The following is a 20,592-nucleotide window of genomic DNA, read 5'->3' on the forward strand; positions in this document are numbered from 1 at the left end:
CTGGGACCGGGCGATCCAGTATTCCAGAGACGGCAAGGCAGTGTGCCTTGAGGTGAGGGCGCCCTTTACTCCGCGCTGCTCACCAGCTTGATGCGTGGCGCCTGTTCTTCGGTCAGGCTGCGGTAGGCGGCGAGATAGTCGAGCGCCATCCGCCGCGCGGTAAAGCGTTTCTCGAACTGCTTGCGGATGGCGGCGCGATCAAGCTGGGCGAGGCGATTCACGACACCTGCGGCGCTGAGGACGTCCTCGACGACGAAGCCGGTGAGGCCCTCATCGATGATTTCAGGCACCGAGCCGCGGTTGAAGGCAATCACCGGTGTGCCGCAGGCCATGGCTTCGATCATCACCAGGCCAAACGGCTCCGGCCAGTCGATCGGCAGCAACAGGCCGAGCGCGCCGCTCAAAAAGTCCGATTTCTCGTGATCGCTGATCTCGCCGATGAAATCCACCAGCGGATTGCCTGCAATCATCGGCTTGATCAGCTCGTCATAATAATCCTGGTCGGCGCGATCGACCTTGGCTGCGATCTTCAGCGGGATGCCGCAATGCATCGCGATCTTGATGGCGCGGTCGACGCCCTTCTCCGGCGCGATGCGGCCGAGCACGGCGAGATATTCCTGTTTCGCCGGCTTCGGCACCAGCAGGGTCTCGGGCAGGCCGTGGTGGATGGTGGTGACCCAGTTCGCCTGCGGCACCGGCCGCCGCTGCGCGTTCGAGATCGAGATGACCGGCATCTTGGAGAAAGTATTGAACACCGGCTGATGCTCCGGCAGGTCGAGCCGGCCATGCAGCGTGGTGAGGAACGGCGTCGGCTGCCGGTGGAACAGCGACCACGGATAATAGTCGAGATGGAAATGGAGGAAGTCGAACTCCTCGTCGTCACATTTCTGCCGCACGCGCTCCAGCAGCACCATGTGCAGTGCGTTGGGATCCCGCACGGAACCGTCGAGGCGAAGCGCCCGCGGCCATAATGCGTCGAGCTTCGCCGACGTCTGCGAATCGCCGCTGGCGAACAGGGTGACGTCGTGTCCAAGGGCCACCAACTCTTCCGTCAACCAATGCACCACCCGCTCGGTGCCGCCATACAGCTTGGGTGGAACAGCCTCCGTCAACGGAGCTACCTGCGCGATGCGCATCTCACCATCTCCTCTGCGATCATGTGGAACGTTGGAACCCCCGCCGTGTATCGGCACCGGCATGCCAACAAGGGAACGTTCCCGCAGTTGCGAAGTTCCTCTCAACAAACGTTACTTATTCGACACATCGCGAAATGTCTCGATGCTGCCATCTCCTCTTCGCAGATCGTCCGCATCCGCATGTCGTGATGACGTTGCCCGGGAACCGAGGCGAACTGGTCGTTGTTCAATCGACCAGCCAGAACAATTGAAATCATCACGACGGGGTCTCATGGATCATCTTTCTGGATACGCGCGCAGGCCATTTGCCTTTGTCTTGCGCTATCTGCGGCGACGACTGGCGTCGCATCTTGTGATCCTGACCGCTGTGGTGGCAGCCGTTGCCTGCTCGGTGGGCACGCAGTACGGCGTCAAATCTCTCGTCGACGCCTTGTCGGCAGGAACTTCACATGGCGGTAGCGTATGGCTGGCATTCATTCTGCTCATGTCACTGATCGCCGCCGACAATTTCCTGTGGCGGATCGCCAGCTGGACGGCGAGCTTTACCTTCGTCCGTGTCACCGGCGATTTGCGCCGTGACATCTTTCGTCATCTGACCGGGCATGCGCCGAGTTACTTCCTGGACCGCATGCCGGGCATGCTGACGAGCCGTATCACCGCCACGTCCAATGCGGTGTTCACGGTCGAGAACATGTTCGTCTGGAATGTGTTGCCGCCGTGCATTGCCACAATTGCGGCAATCGGGCTGATCGGAACCGTAAGTCCCTATATGGCGGCGGGCCTGACCGTGATCGCCGGCGGCATGGTGCTGGCGATGTTCCGCCTGGCCGCGGCCGGCAAGCCGTTGCATGACGACTTCGCCGACAAGGCCGCCGCCGTCGACGGCGAGATGATCGACGTTATCAGCAATATGCCGCTGGTCCGCGCCTTCTGCGGCATCGGCCACGAGCATGAGCGGTTCGACGCCACGGTGAGCCGGGAAGTCAATGCGCGCGGACGCAGCCTGCGCTATCTGGAGAAGCTGCGGCTGCTGCATGCCGCCGTGACCGTGATCCTGACGATCACCCTGATGGCCTGGGCGGTTACGCTCTGGCAGCAGGGCGAGGCGACCACCGGCGACGTCGTGCTGGTCTGTACCCTCGGTATCTCCATCCTGAGCGCGACCCGCGATCTTGCCGTCGCGCTGGTCGATGTCACCCAGCACGTCGCGCGCCTGACCGAGGCGATCGCGACGCTGTTGGTGCCGCACGAGCTGCGCGATCACCCCGAGGCCGAGCCCCTGGTCAAGAGCGGTGCCGCGATCGCGTTCAACAATGTCACCTTCGGCTATCCGGGGGCTGAGAAGATCTTCGAGCGCTTCAGCCTGCGGCTGCAGCCCGGTCAGCGCGTCGGCCTGGTCGGGCAGTCCGGCGGCGGCAAGTCCACCCTGTTCACGCTGCTGCAACGCTTCTACGACGTCGACGAGGGCAGCATCACCATCGATGGCCAGGACATCTCCAAGGTCACGCAGCAGAGCCTGCGCGAGGCGATCTCGGTGGTACCGCAGGACATCTCGCTGTTTCATCGCTCGATCCGCGAGAACATCCGCTACGGCCGGCCGAACGCGACTGACGACGAGGTGCTGCGCGCCGCGATCGCAGCGCGCTGCGATTTCATCGACAGCCTGCCCGACGGTCTCGACACCATGGTCGGCGACCGCGGCGTCAAAATGTCCGGCGGCCAGCGCCAGCGCATCGCGATCGCGCGCGCCTTCGTGAAGGACGCGCCGATCCTGCTGCTGGATGAGGCCACCGCCGCGCTCGACAGCGAATCCGAGGAGGCGATCCGCGAGGCGCTGTCGCGCCTGATGCGCGGCCGCACCGTGATCGCGATTGCGCATCGCCTCGCGACGCTGCGCAATTTCGACCGCGTCGTCGTGCTCAGGAACGGCAAGATCATCGAGGACGGAGCGCCCGACCGGCTGATGCAGGGGCATGGTCCGTACCGCGAGCTGGTGACGCAGGAAATGAGCCGGCTCGCGAAGTTCGCCGCGTAAACCCAACAGTTGCGTTTGCGTTGGTCGCGTTCGAAACACTGGCAGCAGGGGAGCAGCTCATGGCAGTCGAAGCCGCAACCAGGATCAGCTCGGCCTCGCAGACGATAGAGGCCGTTGCCGAGCAGCCGTTCTACATTCCAATGACGGGGCCCGCCGCGCGGCCCCGTCGCTCGCTCAAGCACGACGACACCTTCATCGTGCTGGACAGCCATGGCGACATCGGCGCCTCGGCCGGCGGGCCGGACGGCCTGTTCAACTGCGACACGCGTTATCTGGCGCGGCTGGAGCTGGTGCTCGACGATCTCCAGCCGCTGCTGCTCGGCTCGAACCTGCGCGACGACAATTCGGGTCTGACGGTCGACCTCACCAACCCCGATATCTATCGCCAGGGCCGCATCGTTCTTCAAAAGGACCTGCTGCACATCGTGCGCACCATCTTCCTGTGGCGCGGTACGGCGTATCAGCGCATCGGACTGCAGAACCACGGCGAGCAGCGCGCCAGCTTCGAGCTGACGCTGCTGTTCGACAATGATTTTGCCGATCTGTTTGAAGTGCGCGGCGAGCGGCGGCCGCGCCGGGGGACCGGCACCAGCAGGCTGCTCGGACCGACCGACGTGCTGTTCGAATATCGCGGCCTCGACGAAGCCGAGCGCATCACCGGCCTGCATTTCGATCCGCGACCGACGCGGCTCTCGGTCAATGCCGCGACCTGGCAGCTCGAGCTCGATCCGCACGAAGCCAAATCGCTGTTCGTGGCCGTGTCGTGCAACCGGCCGCTCGCGGAGAAGCCGGCGCGCTTCTTCCGGGGCCTGCTGGCGCATCGCCGCGAGATGCGGCAATCGGCAATCGGCGCGACCAGCATCGAGACCTCCAACAACATCTTCAACGAGGTGCTGTGCCAGGCCATGGCCGACCTCAACATGCTGATGACGGAGACGCCGCAGGGGCGCTATCCCTATGCCGGCATTCCCTGGTATTCGACCACGTTCGGCCGCGACGGCCTGATCACGGCGCTGCAGATGCTGTGGGTCGATCCGCGGGTGGCCAAGGGCGTGCTGCGGCGGCTTGCGCATTTCCAGGCCAAGGCGGTCGACCCGCTCGCCGACGCCGCACCCGGAAAGATCCTGCACGAGATGCGCGGCGGCGAGATGGCGGCGCTGCGCGAGGTGCCGTTCTCGCAATATTACGGCAGCGTGGATTCGACGGCGTTGTTCGTCCTGCTTGCCGGCCGCTATTTCGAGCGGACCGGCGATGAGAACACGCTGGTCGAGCTGTGGCCCGCGATCGAGGCCGGGCTTGCCTGGATCGACGGTCCCGGCGATCCTGATCAGGACGGCTTTGTCGAGTACCAGCGCGCGACCGAAAAGGGGCTCGCCAACCAGGGCTGGAAGGATTCCTACGACGCGATCTTCCACGCCGACGGCAAGCTCGCGGAGGGCAATATCGCGCTCGCCGAAGTCCAGGGCTACGTCTTTATGGCCAAGCAGCTCGCCGCGCGGTGCGCACGGACGCTGGGCAAGCCCGATCTCGCCAGCAAGCTCGAGGCGGAGGCCAAGGCGCTCGCCGAACGTTTCGAGGCGGCGTTTTGGTGCGAGGAGCTTGGTACCTATGCTGTCGCGCTGGACGGTCAGAAGCGGCGCTGCGAGGTCCGCACCTCGAATGCCGGGCAGGTGCTGTTCAGCGGCATGGTCCGCGAGGACCGCGCCCGGCTCGTGGCCGCCGATCTGATGCGCCCGCATTTCTTCTCGGGCTGGGGCATCCGCACCGTCGCGCGCGGCGAAGTCCGCTACAATCCGATGTCCTATCACGATGGATCGATCTGGCCGCACGACAACGCACTGATTGCGCTGGGCCTCGCCCATTACGGCCTCAAGCACTCGGTCGCGCACGTCTTCAAGGGCCTGTTCGACGCCGCGGCCTATATGGATCTGCGACGATTGCCGGAATTGTTCTGCGGCTTCCGCCGCGAGAAGCGGCGCGGCCCGACGCTCTATCCGGTTGCCTGCGCGCCGCAGGCCTGGGCCAGCGCGACGCCGTTCACGCTGCTGGAGGCAGCTCTCGGCCTCGAGTTCGACGTCGCGCGGTGCGAGATCCGGCTGCGTAATCCGCATCTGCCGGCATTTCTGAACGAGGTCATCCTGCGCGATCTGCGCCTGGGCGAATCCAGCGTGGATCTGCGCGTCAGCCGCCACGGTCACGACGTGGCGCTGGAGGTGCTGCGCACGCGCGGCCGGATCCAGGTGTCGATCGTGCTGGCGCATTAGCGGCCGCGGCAAGGAGGGTGTCATGCGTACCGCCGGATGGTTGGTTCTGAGCATCGCGATCGTCGCGGGATTGACGGTTGCCGTATCGCGTGCCGCGGAAGAATTGCCCGCCTCTGCCAATGCAGCTCCGACCGAGACGAACGCACCGCCGCCGGCTTCGGTTGTGCCCGTCACCCCGAAGGATGCGGTGCCGCCGCCGTCGGTGACCATCATCGGTGCCAGCGACGCCCATGGCGTGCTCGGGCGTGACGTGCGCAGTGCGGCGGATGAGGACATGGGGCGTATTGTCGATGTCATCGTCGATCGCGAGGGACATGTCCGCGCGGCCGTGATCGATTTCGGCGGCTTCCTCGGCGTCGGCAGCCGCAAGATCGTGGTGGACTGGAATGCACTGCGCTTTGGCAAGATTGCCAACAAGAAAGACAGCATCACCTTGGAATTGACCAAAGCGCAGGTCGCGGCTGCACCGGAATATAAGGAGGATACGCCGATGGTCGTGCTCGGGGCGTCCGGCAGTCTTCAACCGCTGCAGGCTATCCAGTGAGGAGGGGGGAGGGCTGACCACCTGTGCTACTGTCGAGGAAGCCGGATCATGCAAATCGCGAAGGACGCGTTGAACAGGACAACGTCGTCGCACCCGTCCTTGCGGCTATTCCGGCGCCGTCGCAACGAAGCCTGCGTGGTCTCGACTGGTTCATCTTCTTCCTCGCCGACGTGCAGACCGGCTTCGGCCCCTTCATCGCGGTCTATCTGACAACACAGAAGTGGACGCAGGTCGAGATCGGCTTCGTGCTGTCGATCGGCGGCATCGTCGCGCTGATCGGCCAGATGCCGGGCGGCGCCATCATTGATGCTGCGAAATCAGAACGACTGGTCGCAGCGCTCGCGATCGCCACCATCGGCTTTTGTGCGCTCGCTTATGCGGCGATGCCGATCTTCCCCGTGGTGGTGACGGCGGCGACGCTGCATGCGGCGGCGAGCTGCGTGCTGGGACCGGCGATCGCGGCGATCAGCCTTGGCCTGGTCGGCCCGCTCAAGATCGGCGAACGGCTCGGCCGCAATGCGCGCTTTGCCTCGCTCGGCAACGGCGTCGCTGCCGCCGTGATGGGCACGGCCGGCTATCTTCTCTCGAGCCGTTCGGTGTTCCTGGTCACCTTCCTGCTCGCGATCCCGACACTGATCGCGCTGTCGCGCATCCGCGAGGAGGAAGTGGACATCGCGCGCTGTCACGGCGAGATGCCGCGCGAGGCGCCGGAGCCCGGCGATACCAATATCTGGCATCTGATCCGGCAACGGCCGCTGATCGTCTTTGCGCTGAGCGTATTGTTGCTGCAGCTCGCCAATGCCTCGATGATGCCGCTGATGGCGAGCGCCGTGACGGCGCGGTCGAGCCAGTGGGCGACGGTGCTGGTGGCCTTCTGCATCGTCGTGCCGCAGGCGATCGTGGCGCTGCTGTCGCCGACCGTCGGACGCAAGGCGCAGGCGTGGGGACGGCGTCCGCTGTTGCTGATCGGGTTCGGCGCGCTGGCGATCCGTGGTCTTCTGTTTGCGACCGTGCGCGATCCCTATCTGTTGGTAGCGGTGCAGGTGTTCGACGGCATCACCGCGGCGGTGTTCGCAGTGATGATTCCGCTTGTTGTGGCCGACGTCGCGTTCGGAAGCGGGCACTTCAATCTCGCGCAGGGCATTGTCGGCACGGCGACCGGGCTCGGTGCGTCCTTGAGCACCGCACTTGGCGGCTATGTCAGCGACATGTTCGGCAATGCCACTGCATTCTTAGGGCTGGCGAGCATCGCAGCGACAGGGCTCTTGCTGATCCTCTTCGTGATGCCGGAGACCCGGCGCACTGGCATTACGGCAAAAGAAATGGCCGGCTGAACGACATCAGCCGGCCATAGGTGGTAGGGAGGACGAAAAGATCAGGCGTTGAGATTGTGCAGGCGCTGGCGGTTGCGCAGCACGATCTGGCGGGCGCCGGAGAAACCGAGAATGCCTTGGGCGTGCAGTTGCGACAGCGCGCGCGACACGGTCTCGAGCGTGAGGCCGAGATAGTCGCCGATGTCGCGGCGGCACATCGGCAGTGCCATCATCCCGGCAACGGCAAGGCGGCGGTCCATTTCGAGCAGGAAGGTCGCAACCCGCTCCATCGCGGTCTTGCGGCCCAAGAGCAGCATGTGGTCTTCGGCGTGGCGCAGCTCGCCGGCGGTCATGGCCCAGAGCTTGCGGGCGACCTGCACGTCGGTGCCGGCGGCCTTTTCGAGGCTGACGCGCTTCACCAGACGCACCTCGGTGTCGATAATGGCTTCGGCAGCGAGGCGATGGCTGGCGCCGGATTCGAGGCCGAACACGTCGCCGGGAAGATGGAAGGCGCCGATCTGGCGGCGGCCGTCCGAGAGCAGCTTGTAGGTGCGGACCGCGCCGGAGACGACCTGGTAGACATATTCAGCAGGCTCGTCCTCGCCGTAGATCTCCTCGTCCTTGCGGTAGGAGAACTCGGTGGCGACCAGGCCGACATGACCAGTGATGGCGCCGAACTGGTCGGAGACGGGATGAACAGGGGCAACCCTGCCACCGATTTGGGTGTTGATCGCCTGGGTGTTGAGGGTCTGCGTCAGCATTTGCGCCATCTCCGTTGTGATGGCGCCTTGATACGCGGTATCGGGTGCTTCGAAAATTTCGCGAGATATCTTAAGGAGCGCCCCTTACGTAGATTCCCGTAGGTCGTGGAATTCAATTCGTAGCCCGGATGGAGCGAAGCGAAATCCGGGGTTGCCTCCGCAATCGGACTCCCGGATTGCGCTGCGCTTCATCCGGGCTACGGGACCTACGTAGAGTCCCGTAGGTCAATTCCGGCGGCGGGCCTGGATGGCGTGACGGATGCCTTTGACCAAATTCTCGTCGAGAAGCGGCTTCAAGATCACGTCTTTCACGCCTGCTGCCTTTGCCCGAGCCGAGATATTGCTGTCGGGATAGCCGGTGATCAGGATCACCGGCGTGTCGCGGTCGGACTGGTGCAAGCGGCCGGCGAGCTCGATGCCGTTGATGTCGGGCATCTTGTAGTCGATCACGTAGCAGTCCGCGCCGGACGGGCTCGTCGCGTTGAGCAGCGCCGTGGCGTTCCTGAACGTCCGCACGGCAAAGCCGTCGGTTTCCAGCAGAAACCGCAGGGATCCGAGCACGGCGTCATCGTCGTCGACCACGTAGACGGTGGGCTTTACCGATGACGCCATGGGGAGCCGCGCATGGTGCGAGCCGATTTCGATCATTGGAATTGGCTAGCACAGGCCGAGGCAACCGCCTTGACTTGCCTCAAGCCGCCTTGCCTCAATCCTTCAGCAAGCCGGCGCGCATTGCCAGCCGGACCAGCTCCGAGAGGCTGCCCGCCTGCATCTTGGTCATGACATTGGCCCGGTACACCTCGATGGTGCGCGGGCTGATGTCGTATTCGCGGGCGATCAGCTTGTTCGACAGGCCGGCGACCAGTCCTTCCATGACCTGGCGCTCGCGCGGACTGAGGGATGCGACGCGGGCGGCGATGTCCTGGGATATGGCTTCGTTCTTGGCGGCGGGCTCGGCCTGCTGGATAGCCGAGTCGATCATCGAGACGAGGCGGTCGTCCTCGAACGGCTTTTCCAGGAAGTCGACGGCCCCCAACTTCATCGCCTCGACCGCAAGCGGCACGTCGCCGTGGCCGGTCATGATCAGGATCGGAAACGGCGAGTGCTGCGCCTTCATCAGCTTCAAGAGCTCGATGCCGTCGATGCCAGGCATGCGCACGTCGGAGAGGACACAACCGAACGCGAGGCCGGGGAGGGCATCGAGGAAGCGTTGCGCGTCATCGAACAGGGTTACGCTGTAACCCGATGAATCGAGCAGAAAATTCAGCGAATCGCGCATCGCTTCGTCGTCGTCGATCACGTAGACAATTCCGTTGGTCGTCATGGTTCAGCTCTCGTCGGCTGCAGGCAGAGTGAAGCGGAATGTCGCGCCGCCCGATGCGTTGCTCTCGGCCCACATGCGCCCGCCATGAGCCTCGATGATCGAGCGGCTGATCGACAGTCCCACCCCCATACCGGTTTCCTTGGTGGTGAAGAAGGTCTGAAACAGATTCGGAATGACGTCGTCCTGGAAGCCGGAGCCGGTGTCGGAAACCTCGATCTCGATCATGTCGTCACCGACACGGGCGTTGGTGACGACGAGCTCCCGTCGCGGCGACTGCGCCATCGCCTCCAGCGCGTTGCGGAACAGATTGACCAGGACCTGCTGGATCTGGACCCGGTCGGCGAGGACGAGATCGGCATTCTGATCCAGACTGAACCGAAGCTGGACGTTCTGTTCGCGCGCACCGGCGAGCCCGAGCGCGCCGGCTTCCTCGATCAGCTTGGAGAGGCTTTCCACCCGCTTTTCGGACTCACCGCGTGCGACGAAATCGCGAAGGCGGCGAATGATCTGGCCCGCACGTACGGCCTGCTCGGCGGCGCGATCCAGTGCGCTTTCGATCTTCGCCAGATTCGGATCTGCGCTGCCGGCGAGCAGTCGCCGCGATCCCTTCATGTAGTTGCTGATCGCGGCTAGCGGCTGATTCAGTTCGTGAGCCAGCGCGGACGCCATCTCGCCCATCGCGCTCAGTCGCGAAACATGGACGAGCTCGGACTGCAACTCCTGGAGCCGCGCCTGGGTCTGCTGATGCTCGGTGAGGTCGCGGACGAAGCCGGTGAAATAGGGCTCGCCGCCGGACTGCATCTCGCCGATCGACAGATGCATCGGGAAGGTGGTGCCGTCGCGCCGCTTGCCGGTGACGATGCGGCCGATGCCGATGATGTGCGGGTCCTGGGTGGAGCGGTAGCGCGCGATATAGCCGTCATGGCGGGAGCGATCCGGCTCCGGCATCAGGATGCTGACGTTCTGGCCGATCGCCTCCTGCTCCGACCAGCCGAACAGGCGCTCGGCCGCCGTCGAGAACAGCTGTATGATGCCGCGACCGTCGATGACGATCATGGCGTCGGGAATGGTGTGGAGGATGGAGCGGAGGTGGGTCTCGCGCGTGCGCAGCGCTTCCTCGACGTGCTTCTCCTCGTCGATGTCCAGGAAGATGCCGCTGAGATGACGGGCGGCGCCTGCCTCATCGCGAATCAGGCCGGCGCGGGCCCTGATCCATTTTTCCCCGCCTATGGCCCCGGCGACTCTGAAGGACACATCGAGGCCGCCGCCGCGCTCGGAGACGCGCCGGATCGCACTCTCGACCCGCTCACGATCCTTCGGCTCCAGACGCGACAGGAAGAGCTCGTAGGTCTCCGGCTGGTCTGCCGAGACGCCGAGCAGGGCCCTGGACGTGTCGGACCATTCCCATTCCATCGTCTTGAGGTCGAGATCCCAGGTGCCGACGCCGAATCCCTCGATCCGGACGCGGAAATGCTCGCCCCGGCCGTCATCTTGAGGATGCGTTACGCGGGTCGGCGACAAGCAATGCTCCTGATCCTGATGCGGTGGCACCCGATGCCGTTACCGCTGCCGCAATGTCGCCCAAGCCCGGCTCGGAGGCAAGTTCCGTCGCCGGTCGGTGGGTGGAGGCGGAGCGCTCTTGATCTATCTCATCTCCGGGATTCAGGCGGGGCGTACATTTTCACCAAACAGATTGCACTGGAGGCTTCCGATGACATACGCGACGGTGATGGTCAGCCTGGCGCTCGGCCAGCCCAACGATGCGCGCCTTCAGGTCGCCGGCGAGCTTGCCGAACGATTCGAGGCGGCGATCGTCGGGGTCGCCGCGGCGCGGTTCGCCCCGCCACTTTATTTCACGGATGGCATCGCAGCTCAGCGATTTATCGATCAGGAGGAAACCTCCATCAAGGGGCGCCTTGCCGACCTGGAGACGCAATTCCGCGCCGCGACCAAGGCCCGCGGCGGACGGGTGGAATGGCGCAGCGCCACGGACTTCCCCGCACGATTCGTCGCAGCGCAGGCGCGCTGTGCCGACATCGTCGTCAGCGGAGGACAGAGCCCCGCCTTCTCCGATTCCTTTGCGCTCGCAAGTCCCAAGGATCTGGTGATGCAGGCCGGCCGGCCGCTGCTGGTGGTGCCTGACGGGATCAAGTGGCTCGATCTGCGCAGCGTGCTCGTGGCGTGGAAGGACACGCCCGAGGCGCGGCGGGCGGTGGCTGACGCGCTGCCCATGCTGCGCAAGGCGAAGGACGTCACCATCGTCGAGATTCCCGAGGCGGACGGAGATCGTGCGGTCGTTGCCGAGCATGTCAGCGACGTCGCCGCCTGGCTCGCCCGCCACGGCGTCACGGCGACGGCGCGCGTGGTGGAGGCGGGGAACGAAACGGCCGACGTGCGATTGGAGGGGATCGCCGGCGACGTCGGAGCCGGCCTGATCGTCGCCGGGGCCTACGGCCATTCCCGCTTCAGCGAGCTGATTCTCGGCGGCGTCACGGAATATCTGGTCACGCAATCCGCGCGCTGCGTGCTGCTGTCGCATTGAAGGCGAGGCCGTACCGACAAATCGATGAGGACGTGCCGTGTACAAATTCCTTGAGCAGACCGCCGGCGGCTACATGACGCGCAACGTCAGAACGGTGCAGCGTGACCACAACCTGCTCGCGCTCAGCGAGATGTTCGAGCAGGACGATTTCAACTCCTATCCCGTGGAGGACGACGGACAGGTCGTCGGCATCGTCACCAAATTCGACATCCTGAAGTGCTTTGCCTTCACGCCGAGCCAGATGCTGCCGCGCTATCACGACCTGATGAGCCGCAAGGTCGGCGATGTCATGACGCCGGAGTTCATCTATGTCAGTCCCGACACGCGGCTGACGCGCGTGCTCCAGATCATGGTCGAGCACCGCATCCGCAGCATCATCGTGCTCGACAGCGCCCAGAAGTTGGCCGGAATCATCGCGCGCGAGGACGTCATCGCCGCCCTGAAGGCGACCGCGAGCGACTGAGTGGCTCAAGCTGGCCGGTAGGGTTCCGGCCTCCGTCATTGCGAGCCAACGGGTCCGCGCCGAGCGCGGCCCCGTTGGCTCGCAATGATGAAGGGGGCAGCGGGAGCCCATCGACGAGGAGCCCAAAAATGCCGGGCTGTCGCGAAAATGACCGCCAGATCCGAAGAACTGAACGGCAAGTCTTGATTTCAATCAATTCCCCGCGAGGGTGAATGTGGTTTCTGGCAGCGTGTTCTTTCAGAGAGAATCCGCGATGCCCCAGCCCTCCATCTCCAAATCAATGACCATCGGTGAAAGCGGCTTGGCTGTCGTGTTCGCAGTCACCGCGTTCCTCTGTGTGATCGCTTCGGCCAAGGCGCTTGACGCGCCCTTCGCCTTCCACGCTGCGCTCGGAGCAGCTGGCAGCCTTGCCGCGGTGTTCTTCATCGTCAACAATTACTACGACCGCCCGGCGAGCTTGCCCGCCGAGGAGATCAACGGCCGGCCGAACTACAACATGGGCCCGATCAAGTTCTCCGCCTTCATGGCGATGTTCTGGGGCATCGCCGGCTTCCTGGTCGGGCTGATCATCGCATCCCAGCTGGCCTGGCCCGCACTGAACTTCGATCTGCCCTGGATTCAATTCGGCCGGCTGCGGCCGCTGCACACCTCCGCCGTGATCTTCGCTTTCGGCGGCAACGTGCTGCTCGCAACCTCCTTCTACGTGGTGCAGAAGAGCTGCCGTGCGCGGCTCGCGGGTTATCTCGCGCCCTGGTTCGTCGTCGTCGGCTATAATTTCTTCATCCTGGTCGCGGGCACGGGCTATCTGCTCGGCGTGACGCAGGGCAAGGAATATGCGGAGCCGGAATGGTACTCCGACCTCTGGCTGACCATCGTCTGGGTGGTCTATCTGCTGGTCTTCCTCGTCACCATCATCAAGCGCAAGGAACCGCACATCTTCGTCGCGAACTGGTTCTATCTCGCCTTCATCGTGACGATCGCGGTTCTGCATCTCGGCAACAACCCCGCGCTGCCGGTATCGATCCTCGGCTCAAAATCCTACATCGCCTGGGGCGGCATCCAGGATGCGATGTTCCAATGGTGGTACGGCCATAACGCGGTGGGCTTCTTCCTCACCGCCGGCTTCCTCGCCATCATGTACTACTTCATTCCGAAGCGCGCGGAGCGGCCGATCTATTCCTACCGGCTCTCGATCATCCATTTCTGGGCGCTGATCTTCCTCTACATCTGGGCCGGTCCGCACCATCTGCACTACACCGCGCTGCCGGACTGGACGCAGACGCTCGGCATGACCTTCTCGATCATGCTGTGGATGCCCTCCTGGGGCGGCATGATCAACGGCCTGATGACGCTGTCGGGCGCCTGGGACAAGCTGCGGACCGACCCCGTGCTGCGCATGCTGGTGGTCTCCGTCGCCTTCTACGGCATGTCGACCTTCGAGGGACCGATGATGTCGATCAAGGTGGTCAACTCGCTCAGCCACTACACCGACTGGACCATCGGCCACGTGCATTCCGGTGCGCTCGGCTGGGTCGGCTTCGTCTCCTTCGGCGCGCTGTACTGCCTGGTGCCGTGGGCGTGGAATCGCAAAGGTCTCTACAGCCTGAAGCTCGTCAACTGGCACTTCTGGATCGCAACCCTCGGCATCGTGCTCTACATCTCGGCGATGTGGGTGTCCGGCATCCTCCAGGGCCTGATGTGGCGCGCCTACACCTCGCTCGGCTTCCTCGAATATTCCTTCATCGAGACCGTCGAGGCGATGCATCCCTTCTACATCATCCGTGCCGCCGGCGGCGCGCTGTTCCTGATCGGCTCGCTGATCATGGCCTATAACCTCTGGATGACCGTTCGTGTCGGCGAGCAGGAAGTCCAGATGCCCGTCGCTCTTCAGCCGGCGGAGTGAGGAGCTTCCCATGTCGTTCTGGACACGCCATCAAATCTTCGAAAAGAACTCGATCATCCTGATCGTCGGCATCCTGCTGGTGATCGCGATCGGTGGTCTCGTTGAAATCACGCCGCTGTTCTACCTCAAGAGCACGATCGAGGCGGTCGACGGTGTCAGGCCCTACACGCCGCTCGAGCTCGCCGGGCGCAACGTCTATGTCCGCGAAGGCTGCTATCTCTGCCATTCGCAGATGATCCGCCCGCTGCGCGACGAGGTCGAGCGCTACGGCCACTTCTCGCTCGCCGCCGAGAGCATGTTCGACCACCCGTTCCAATGGGGCTCGAAGCGCACCGGTCCCGACCTTGCCCGCGTCGGCGCCAAATATTCCGACGATTGGCACGTCACCCATCTGACCAATCCCCGCGCGATCGTGCCGCAGTCGGTGATGCCCGGCTATCCGTTCCTCAGCTCGACGGAGGTCGATCCGTCGACCATCGCCGATCATATGCGCACGCTGCGGACCGTCGGCGTTCCCTATAGCGACGACCAGATCGCCAACGCGGCCGCGGACATGAAGGCGCAGGCCGATCCTGACAATGCCGGCACTGACGCCTTCACCAAGCGCTACGCCAAGGCCATCGTGCGCAATTTCGACGGCAAGACCGGAACGCCGACCGAGATGGACGCGCTGATCGCCTATTTGCAGATGCTCGGCACGCTGGTCGACTTCAAGCTCTACAACGAGAAAGCCAATCTTCGCTGAGAAGGCATCACCGATGAAAGCCATCCTGACATTCGACAATCTCGCCTCCAGTCTCGTGACCACGATCTGGACGCCGGTCTTCGTCGCGATCTTTCTCGCGATCGTTGCCTACGCATTCTGGCCCCGCAACAAGGCCGCCTTCGACGAAGCAGCCCGCCTGCCGCTGCGGGAGGAGTGAGAGATCATGACCGATCATCAAGGTGAATTCGATTCCGTCACCGGCAGGTCCACGACCGGACATGAGTGGGATGGCATCAAGGAGCTCAACACGCCGCTGCCGCGCTGGTGGGTGATTACGTTCTATCTCACCATCATCTGGGCGATCGGCTACTGGATCGTCTATCCGGCCTGGCCGCTGATCTCCGGCAACACGCGCGGTGTGCTCGGCTATTCATCGCGCGCCGACGTCGCGGTCGAGCTCGCCAACCTCGACAAGATCAGGGGCGACAAGATGGTGGCGCTCGGCGCGGCCTCGCTGGCCGACATCGAGAAGGATCCGGCCCTGCTGGCGCTCGCCCGCGCCAAGGGCAAGACCGTGTTCGGCGACAATTGCGCGCCGTGCCACGGCTCGGGCGCGGCCGGCGCCAAGGGCTTTCCGAACCTGAATGACGACGATTGGCTGTGGGGCGGCACGCTCGACCAGATCATGCAGACCATCCAGTTCGGCGCACGCTCCGGTCACGCCAAGACCCATGAGGGCCAGATGCTCGCCTTCGGCAAGGACGGCGTGCTGAAGCCGGACGAGATCGTCGCGGTGGCCAATTATGTCCGCTCGCTCGCGGGCCTGCCGACCCGGAACGGCTACGACGCTGCCAAGGGCGGGAAGATTTTCGCCGACAATTGCGTCGCCTGCCACGGTGACGGCGGCAAGGGCAACCAGGAGCTCGGTGCGCCAAACCTGACCGACAAGATCTGGCTCTACGGCTCCGACGAGGCGACCCTGATCGAGACCATCACGAATGGCCGTGCCGGCGTCATGCCGGCGTGGGAAGGGCGGCTCGATCCGGCCACCATCAAGGCGATGGCGGTCTATGTCCATTCGCTGGGCGGTGGAAAATAGCCCGAAAAGGGACGATCAGCGGCAGGCGGGGGCGAACAAAATCGCCCCCGTTTGCGCTGGATCAACGGACCCAGCGACGTCGGGTCTAGGTTTAATCGCACCTTCCGAGACGACTTGAGCGATGAACAAGGCTGTGAACCCGAAAGACCTCACATCAGATGATGATTACGGGCCGCTCTACGCAGCTCGCAAGAAGGTCTATCCCCAAAGCGTCCACGGCACCTTCCGCCGGATCAAATGGGGCCTGATGGCGTTCTGCCTCGGCGTCTATTACTTCCTGCCCTTCGTTCGTTGGAACCGCGGTCTCGGCGCCCCGAGCCAGGCCGTGCTGATCGATCTTCCCAACAGCCGCTTCTATTTCTTCTTCATCGAGCTGTGGCCGCAGGAAGTCTATTATTTCACCGGGCTGCTGATCGTCGCCGCGGTGACGCTGTTCCTGATGAACTCGGTCGGCGGCCGCATCTGGTGCGGCTATCTCTGCCCGCAGACGGTGTGGACCGATCTGTTCTACGCGGTCGAGCGCTTCGTCGAAGGCGACCGCCGTGAGCGCATGATGAAGGACAAATCGGCCGGCGCGCTGACGATCCGACGCGTCTCCGAGATCGCGCTGAAGAATTTCATCTGGCTGATGATCGCCTGGTGGACCGGCGGCGCCTGGGTGCTCTATTTCAACGATGCCCCGACGCTTGTGAAGCAGCTGCTGACCTTCCAGGCGCCCGCCATCGCCTATATCTGGATCGGCATCCTGACCGCGACCACCTTCGTGCTCGCCGGTTACATGCGCGAGCAGGTGTGCACCTATATGTGCCCGTGGCCGCGCATCCAGGCCGCGCTCACCGACGAATGGGCGCTCAACGTCACCTATCGCTACGACCGCGGCGAGAAGCGCACTTCGGTGAAGAAGGCCGCGGAGCTCAGGGCGCTCGGCGAGCATGTCGGCGATTGCATCGACTGCTATCAATGCGTCGCGGTTTGCCCCACCGGCATCGACATCCGCAACGGGCCGCAGCTCGAATGCATCCAGTGCGGGCTCTGCATCGACGCCTGCGACAATGTCATGACCAAGATCGGCCGGCCAAATCGCCTGATCGCCTATGACAACGACATCAACATCCATCGCCGCCAGGAAGGCAAGGCGCCGATCTACCGCATCGTCCGTCCGCGCACCATAGTTTACAGCGCGATCATCGCGGCGGTCGGCGGCATCATGATCTACGTGCTGGCGACCCGCACACTGCTCGACATCAACGTGCTGCATGACCGCAACCCGGTCGCGGTCAGGCTCAGCGACGGATCGATTCGCAATGCCTACACCGCCCGGCTTTTGAACAAGAGCGGACATGATCGCGTGATCGCGATCGATATCGATGGCCCGATCAATTCGACGATCCATGTCGTCGGTGCTGATTCCGTGACGCCGGACCGCCCGATGATCGTGATTCCCCGCGACTCCACCAGCGAGCTGCGCCTGCTCGTCACCGCGCCGGCCGAGGGCAATCCGGAGAAGTCGATTCCGGTTCGCTTCCACGTCACCGATATCGGGCTCGGCGAGGCTGCGTCCACCACAGACAATTTCGTCGCGCCGTAAGACCAGGAGACTGCAATGGCAACCAGGCCGCTGACCGGAACAAAGGTCTTCCTGATCCTCGTCGCCTTCTTCGGCGTCGTGATCGGTGTCAACGTCACCATGATGAAGCTCGCGATTGCGACGCTGCCCGGCACCGACGTCGACAGCCCCTATGCCGCGGGTCTCGCCTACGACCGCGAGATCTCGGCGGCGCAGGACCAGGCCTCACGCAAATGGCAGGTCAACGCCCATATCGAGCGGCGCGCCGACGGCAACGCCGTGCTTCAGGTCGAGGCGCGTGATGCAAGCGGCCAGCCGTTGACAGGATTGAAATTCGCAGGCCGCCTGGAACGACCGACCGACAAGCGCGCGGATCTCGCGGTCGGGCTCGCGGAGGCCGGCATCGGCATCTATCGTGGCAATGCCGCCGCCGTCGCGCCCGGCCAGTGGGATCTCGTCATCGAGGGCGACGCGAAAGGTGAGCGCGTGTTCCTGTCGCGCAACCGCGTCATCTTGAACTGAAGGCCGCGCCATGCAGGTGACACGCGATTTCTCCCACTACGTCCGCACCGCGGGCGCGGGCCTCCAGCACATCGACCTCGCAGTCGAGGGCGTTCACTGCGCCGGCTGCATGGCCAAGATCGAACGCGGCCTGTCTGCGATTCCGGACGTTACGCTGGCGCGGGTGAACCTCACCGACCGGCGCGTCGCGCTGGAATGGAAGGAGGGCACGCTCGATCCCGCCCGTTTCATCGACCGGCTCGAGGAGCTCGGCTACAAGGCCTATCCTTACGAGACCGAGAGCGCGGAAGCGACTGAAGTGGCGGAATCGCGCTTCCTGCTGCGTTGTCTCGGCGTTGCCGCCTTTGCCACCATGAACGTGATGATGCTGTCGATCCCGGTGTGGTCGGGCAACGTCTCGGACATGCTGCCCGAGCAGCGCGACTTCTTTCACTGGCTGTCGGCGCTGATCGCGCTGCCGGCCGCGGCCTATGCCGGCCAGCCGTTCTTCCGCTCGGCATGGCGGGCGCTGTCGAACAAGACCACCAATATGGACGTGCCGATCTCGATCGGCGTGTGCCTTGCGCTCGGCATGTCCGTGGTCGAGACCGTCAATCACGCCGAGCACGCCTATTTCGACGCGGCGATCATGCTGCTGACCTTCCTTCTGGTCGGCCGCTTCCTCGACCAGAACATGCGGCGGCGGACCCGCGCGGTCGCCGGCAATCTCGCCGCGCTCAAGGCGGAGACGGCGGCAAAATTCGTCGGGCCCGATGAGATCTCGCAGGTACCGGTTGCGGCGATCCATCCCGGCGACATCGTGCTCTTGCGGCCCGGCGAGCGCTGCGCCGTCGACGGTACCGTGATCGAGGGACGCTCCGAGATCGACCAGAGCCTGATCACCGGCGAGACGCTCTATGTCACGGCCGAGCACGGCACGCCTGTTTATGCCGGCTCCATGAACGTCTCCGGCAGCTTGCGGGTGCAGGTTTCCGCTGCGTCGGAAGCAACGCTGCTCGCCGAGATCACCCGGCTGCTCGACAACGCGCTTGCCGCGCGCTCGCGCTACATGCGGCTCGCCGACCGTGCCTCGCGTCTCTATGCGCCGGTGGTGCATGCGACGGCGCTGATCACCATTCTGGGCTGGGTCATCGCGGGGGCGAGCTGGCACGATGCCATCGTAACTGGCGTTGCGGTGCTGATCATCACCTGTCCCTGTGCGCTGGGGCTGGCGATTCCGACCGTGCAGACGGTGGCCTCGGGTGCGATGTTCAAGGCCGGCGTGCTGCTCAATTCCGGCGACGCCATCGAGCGTCTTGCCGAGGCGGATCACGTCATCTTCGACAAAACAGGCACGCTGACGCTGCCGGATCTCGATGTGACCAATGCGGCTGACATTCCCCCCGACAGTTTTGCGCTCGCCGGCCGGCTCGCGCTGTCGAGCCATCACCCGGTCGCTGCCGCGGTTGCGCAGGCTGCGGATGCAAAGTCGCCGATCGTGGGCGCGGTCGAGGAAGCCGGGCAGGGCGTCCGTGCTGTAGTGGACGGTGTCGAGTTCCGCCTTGGCCGTCCCTCCTTCTGCGGTGCCGAGGCGCTGGTCGGTCGCGCCACGCTCGATCCTGAAGCGTCTATCGTGGCTTTCTGCAAGGGTGACGAGAAATTCATCCTCTCGGTGCGGCAAGGCCTGCGGCCGGATGCGCAGGCCGTCATCGCCGCGCTGAAGGATCGCAACATCGGCGTCGAGATCCTCTCCGGCGACCGCGAGCCCGCGGTGATTGCGGCAGCCCACGCGCTCGGCATCGCCGAATGGCGCGCCGGCGTCACGCCCGCCGACAAGATCGCGCGGATTGAGGAGCTGAAGCGGCGCGGCAGCAAGGTCCTGATGGTTGGCGACGGCATGAACGATGCGCCGTCGCTGGCGGCAGCCCATGTCTCGATGTCGCCGATTTCGGCGGCACATCTGAGCCAGGCCACTGCCGATCTCGTCTTCCTCGGCCGGCCGCTGGCCCCGGTCGTCGCGGCGATCGATTCCGCGCGCAAGGCGCTGCATCTGATGCGGCAAAACCTCTGGCTTGCGATCGGCTATAATGTGCTGGCCGTGCCGGTCGCGATCAGCGGCGTGGTGACGCCCTTGATTGCCGCGGCCGCCATGAGCGGATCCTCGATCCTGGTCATGCTGAACTCGCTGCGAGCCCGCAGCGCCTCGCGGGAGATCCTGTGATGGAGATCCTGGTCATCCTGGTGCCCCTGGCGCTGATGCTTGGAGGTGCCGGCCTTGCCGCCTTCCTCTGGTCGCTCCGCAGCGGCCAGTATGACGATCTTGACGGCGCCGCCTGGCGGGCGATTGCGGATGACGAGCCGCCGCCCCAAAAACCGCCGGCAAAGCGTTAACGCATCCTTGGCTCCGTAAGCTTCTGCACTCCCTCCCGGACAA

The 20,592-nt window shown here is 64.3% G+C and carries 19 protein-coding genes; 14 read left to right on the forward strand and 5 right to left on the reverse strand.

Translation table 11 applies throughout. The annotated features are described in order from the left end of the window. Positions 1-65: 65 nt before the first annotated feature. The gene (locus HYH07_RS01105; RefSeq protein WP_220000705.1) at positions 66-1,136 is read right to left on the reverse strand and encodes a glycosyltransferase family 4 protein; all 1,071 of its coding nucleotides are present in this window, start codon (positions 1,134-1,136) and stop codon (positions 66-68) included. Between the two features lie 271 nt (positions 1,137-1,407). On the opposite strand from HYH07_RS01105, the gene HYH07_RS01110 reads away from it, so the two are divergent. The 4 genes from HYH07_RS01110 to HYH07_RS01125 are packed head-to-tail and all read left to right on the forward strand — an operon-like array spanning position 1,408 to position 7,313. Next, a complete protein-coding gene (locus tag HYH07_RS01110) occupies positions 1,408-3,171 on the forward strand; it encodes an ABC transporter ATP-binding protein (protein ID WP_220000706.1) in 1,764 nt (587 codons plus the stop codon). A gap of 59 nt (positions 3,172-3,230) precedes the next feature. After that, on the forward strand, positions 3,231-5,435 hold the full coding sequence (locus tag HYH07_RS01115) for an amylo-alpha-1,6-glucosidase (RefSeq protein ID WP_220000707.1): 2,205 nt from the start codon (positions 3,231-3,233) through the stop codon (positions 5,433-5,435). Between the two features lie 22 nt (positions 5,436-5,457). After that, entirely contained in the window at positions 5,458-5,979 is a 522-nt protein-coding gene (locus HYH07_RS01120) for a PRC-barrel domain-containing protein (RefSeq protein WP_220000708.1), read from the forward strand. A 23-nt stretch (positions 5,980-6,002) separates the two neighbouring features. Continuing rightward, the gene (locus tag HYH07_RS01125) at positions 6,003-7,313 is read left to right on the forward strand and encodes an MFS transporter (RefSeq protein WP_220000709.1); all 1,311 of its coding nucleotides are present in this window, start codon (positions 6,003-6,005) and stop codon (positions 7,311-7,313) included. Positions 7,314-7,354: 41 nt separating this feature from the next. Here HYH07_RS01125 and HYH07_RS01130 read toward each other — a convergent pair whose 3' ends face one another. The 4 genes from HYH07_RS01130 to fixL all read right to left on the reverse strand — a co-directional run bounded on the left by HYH07_RS01130 (position 7,355) and on the right by fixL (position 10,898). After that, positions 7,355-8,053 carry a helix-turn-helix domain-containing protein gene (locus HYH07_RS01130; protein ID WP_220000710.1) on the reverse strand — a complete coding sequence of 233 codons (699 nt, stop codon included), beginning with the start codon at positions 8,051-8,053 and terminating at the stop codon, positions 7,355-7,357. A 225-nt stretch (positions 8,054-8,278) separates the two neighbouring features. Then, positions 8,279-8,701 carry a response regulator gene (locus HYH07_RS01135; RefSeq protein ID WP_057753397.1) on the reverse strand — a complete coding sequence of 141 codons (423 nt, stop codon included), beginning with the start codon at positions 8,699-8,701 and terminating at the stop codon, positions 8,279-8,281. A gap of 58 nt (positions 8,702-8,759) precedes the next feature. Further along, positions 8,760-9,377 carry a response regulator FixJ gene (fixJ, locus tag HYH07_RS01140; protein ID WP_220000711.1) on the reverse strand — a complete coding sequence of 206 codons (618 nt, stop codon included), beginning with the start codon at positions 9,375-9,377 and terminating at the stop codon, positions 8,760-8,762. Positions 9,378-9,380: 3 nt separating this feature from the next. Beyond that, on the reverse strand, positions 9,381-10,898 hold the full coding sequence (gene fixL / locus HYH07_RS01145) for a sensor protein FixL (RefSeq protein ID WP_220000712.1): 1,518 nt from the start codon (positions 10,896-10,898) through the stop codon (positions 9,381-9,383). 190 nt (positions 10,899-11,088) lie between these two features. Here fixL and HYH07_RS01150 point away from each other — a divergent pair, with 190 nt between their 5' ends. The 10 genes from HYH07_RS01150 (at position 11,089) to ccoS (ending at position 20,549) form a co-directional block, all read left to right on the forward strand. After that, positions 11,089-11,919, forward strand: coding sequence for a universal stress protein (locus HYH07_RS01150; protein WP_220000713.1), 831 nt, complete (start codon positions 11,089-11,091; stop codon positions 11,917-11,919). Positions 11,920-11,956: 37 nt separating this feature from the next. Next, positions 11,957-12,382 (forward strand): HPP family protein, encoded by a 426-nt coding sequence (locus HYH07_RS01155; RefSeq protein ID WP_220000714.1) that lies wholly within the window; start codon positions 11,957-11,959, stop codon positions 12,380-12,382. A 253-nt stretch (positions 12,383-12,635) separates the two neighbouring features. After that, entirely contained in the window at positions 12,636-14,285 is a 1,650-nt protein-coding gene (ccoN, locus tag HYH07_RS01160; RefSeq protein WP_220000715.1) for a cytochrome-c oxidase, cbb3-type subunit I, read from the forward strand. Between the two features lie 10 nt (positions 14,286-14,295). After that, positions 14,296-15,030: a cytochrome-c oxidase, cbb3-type subunit II gene (ccoO, locus tag HYH07_RS01165; RefSeq protein WP_220000716.1), complete on the forward strand. Its 735-nt coding sequence runs from the start codon at positions 14,296-14,298 to the stop codon at positions 15,028-15,030. Between the two features lie 13 nt (positions 15,031-15,043). Beyond that, positions 15,044-15,208 carry a CcoQ/FixQ family Cbb3-type cytochrome c oxidase assembly chaperone gene (locus HYH07_RS01170; protein ID WP_057753387.1) on the forward strand — a complete coding sequence of 55 codons (165 nt, stop codon included), beginning with the start codon at positions 15,044-15,046 and terminating at the stop codon, positions 15,206-15,208. A 6-nt stretch (positions 15,209-15,214) separates the two neighbouring features. Further along, entirely contained in the window at positions 15,215-16,090 is an 876-nt protein-coding gene (gene ccoP / locus HYH07_RS01175) for a cytochrome-c oxidase, cbb3-type subunit III (protein WP_220000717.1), read from the forward strand. A 121-nt stretch (positions 16,091-16,211) separates the two neighbouring features. Then, positions 16,212-17,678: a cytochrome c oxidase accessory protein CcoG gene (gene ccoG / locus HYH07_RS01180; RefSeq protein ID WP_220000718.1), complete on the forward strand. Its 1,467-nt coding sequence runs from the start codon at positions 16,212-16,214 to the stop codon at positions 17,676-17,678. Positions 17,679-17,693: 15 nt separating this feature from the next. After that, positions 17,694-18,179 carry a FixH family protein gene (locus HYH07_RS01185; RefSeq protein ID WP_220000719.1) on the forward strand — a complete coding sequence of 162 codons (486 nt, stop codon included), beginning with the start codon at positions 17,694-17,696 and terminating at the stop codon, positions 18,177-18,179. A gap of 10 nt (positions 18,180-18,189) precedes the next feature. After that, a complete protein-coding gene (locus HYH07_RS01190; protein ID WP_220000720.1) occupies positions 18,190-20,379 on the forward strand; it encodes a cation-translocating P-type ATPase in 2,190 nt (729 codons plus the stop codon). Continuing rightward, the gene (gene ccoS, locus HYH07_RS01195; protein ID WP_220000721.1) at positions 20,379-20,549 is read left to right on the forward strand and encodes a cbb3-type cytochrome oxidase assembly protein CcoS; all 171 of its coding nucleotides are present in this window, start codon (positions 20,379-20,381) and stop codon (positions 20,547-20,549) included. The genes HYH07_RS01190 and ccoS overlap by 1 nt, the downstream gene beginning before the upstream one ends. The last annotated feature ends 43 nt before the right edge of the window (positions 20,550-20,592 follow it).

This window comes from Bradyrhizobium sp. BR 10261, assembly GCF_019455395.1.
GTDB lineage: Bacteria > Pseudomonadota > Alphaproteobacteria > Rhizobiales > Xanthobacteraceae > Bradyrhizobium > Bradyrhizobium manausense.

Coding starts and splice junctions, on each gene's coding strand:
- ccoN (WP_220000715.1), top strand. CDS start 12,636: ATGCCCCAGCCCTCCATCTCCAAATCAATGACCATCGGTGAAAGCGGC.
- fixJ (WP_220000711.1), bottom strand. CDS start 9,377: ATGACGACCAACGGAATTGTCTACGTGATCGACGACGACGAAGCGATG.
- HYH07_RS01170 (WP_057753387.1), top strand. CDS start 15,044: ATGAAAGCCATCCTGACATTCGACAATCTCGCCTCCAGTCTCGTGACC.
- HYH07_RS01105 (WP_220000705.1), bottom strand. CDS start 1,136: ATGCGCATCGCGCAGGTAGCTCCGTTGACGGAGGCTGTTCCACCCAAG.
- ccoO (WP_220000716.1), top strand. CDS start 14,296: ATGTCGTTCTGGACACGCCATCAAATCTTCGAAAAGAACTCGATCATC.
- HYH07_RS01115 (WP_220000707.1), top strand. CDS start 3,231: ATGGCAGTCGAAGCCGCAACCAGGATCAGCTCGGCCTCGCAGACGATA.
- HYH07_RS01190 (WP_220000720.1), top strand. CDS start 18,190: ATGCAGGTGACACGCGATTTCTCCCACTACGTCCGCACCGCGGGCGCG.
- ccoG (WP_220000718.1), top strand. CDS start 16,212: ATGAACAAGGCTGTGAACCCGAAAGACCTCACATCAGATGATGATTAC.
- HYH07_RS01110 (WP_220000706.1), top strand. CDS start 1,408: ATGGATCATCTTTCTGGATACGCGCGCAGGCCATTTGCCTTTGTCTTG.
- HYH07_RS01185 (WP_220000719.1), top strand. CDS start 17,694: ATGGCAACCAGGCCGCTGACCGGAACAAAGGTCTTCCTGATCCTCGTC.
- ccoS (WP_220000721.1), top strand. CDS start 20,379: ATGGAGATCCTGGTCATCCTGGTGCCCCTGGCGCTGATGCTTGGAGGT.
- HYH07_RS01150 (WP_220000713.1), top strand. CDS start 11,089: ATGACATACGCGACGGTGATGGTCAGCCTGGCGCTCGGCCAGCCCAAC.
- HYH07_RS01120 (WP_220000708.1), top strand. CDS start 5,458: ATGCGTACCGCCGGATGGTTGGTTCTGAGCATCGCGATCGTCGCGGGA.
- HYH07_RS01135 (WP_057753397.1), bottom strand. CDS start 8,701: ATGATCGAAATCGGCTCGCACCATGCGCGGCTCCCCATGGCGTCATCG.
- ccoP (WP_220000717.1), top strand. CDS start 15,215: ATGACCGATCATCAAGGTGAATTCGATTCCGTCACCGGCAGGTCCACG.
- HYH07_RS01130 (WP_220000710.1), bottom strand. CDS start 8,053: ATGCTGACGCAGACCCTCAACACCCAGGCGATCAACACCCAAATCGGT.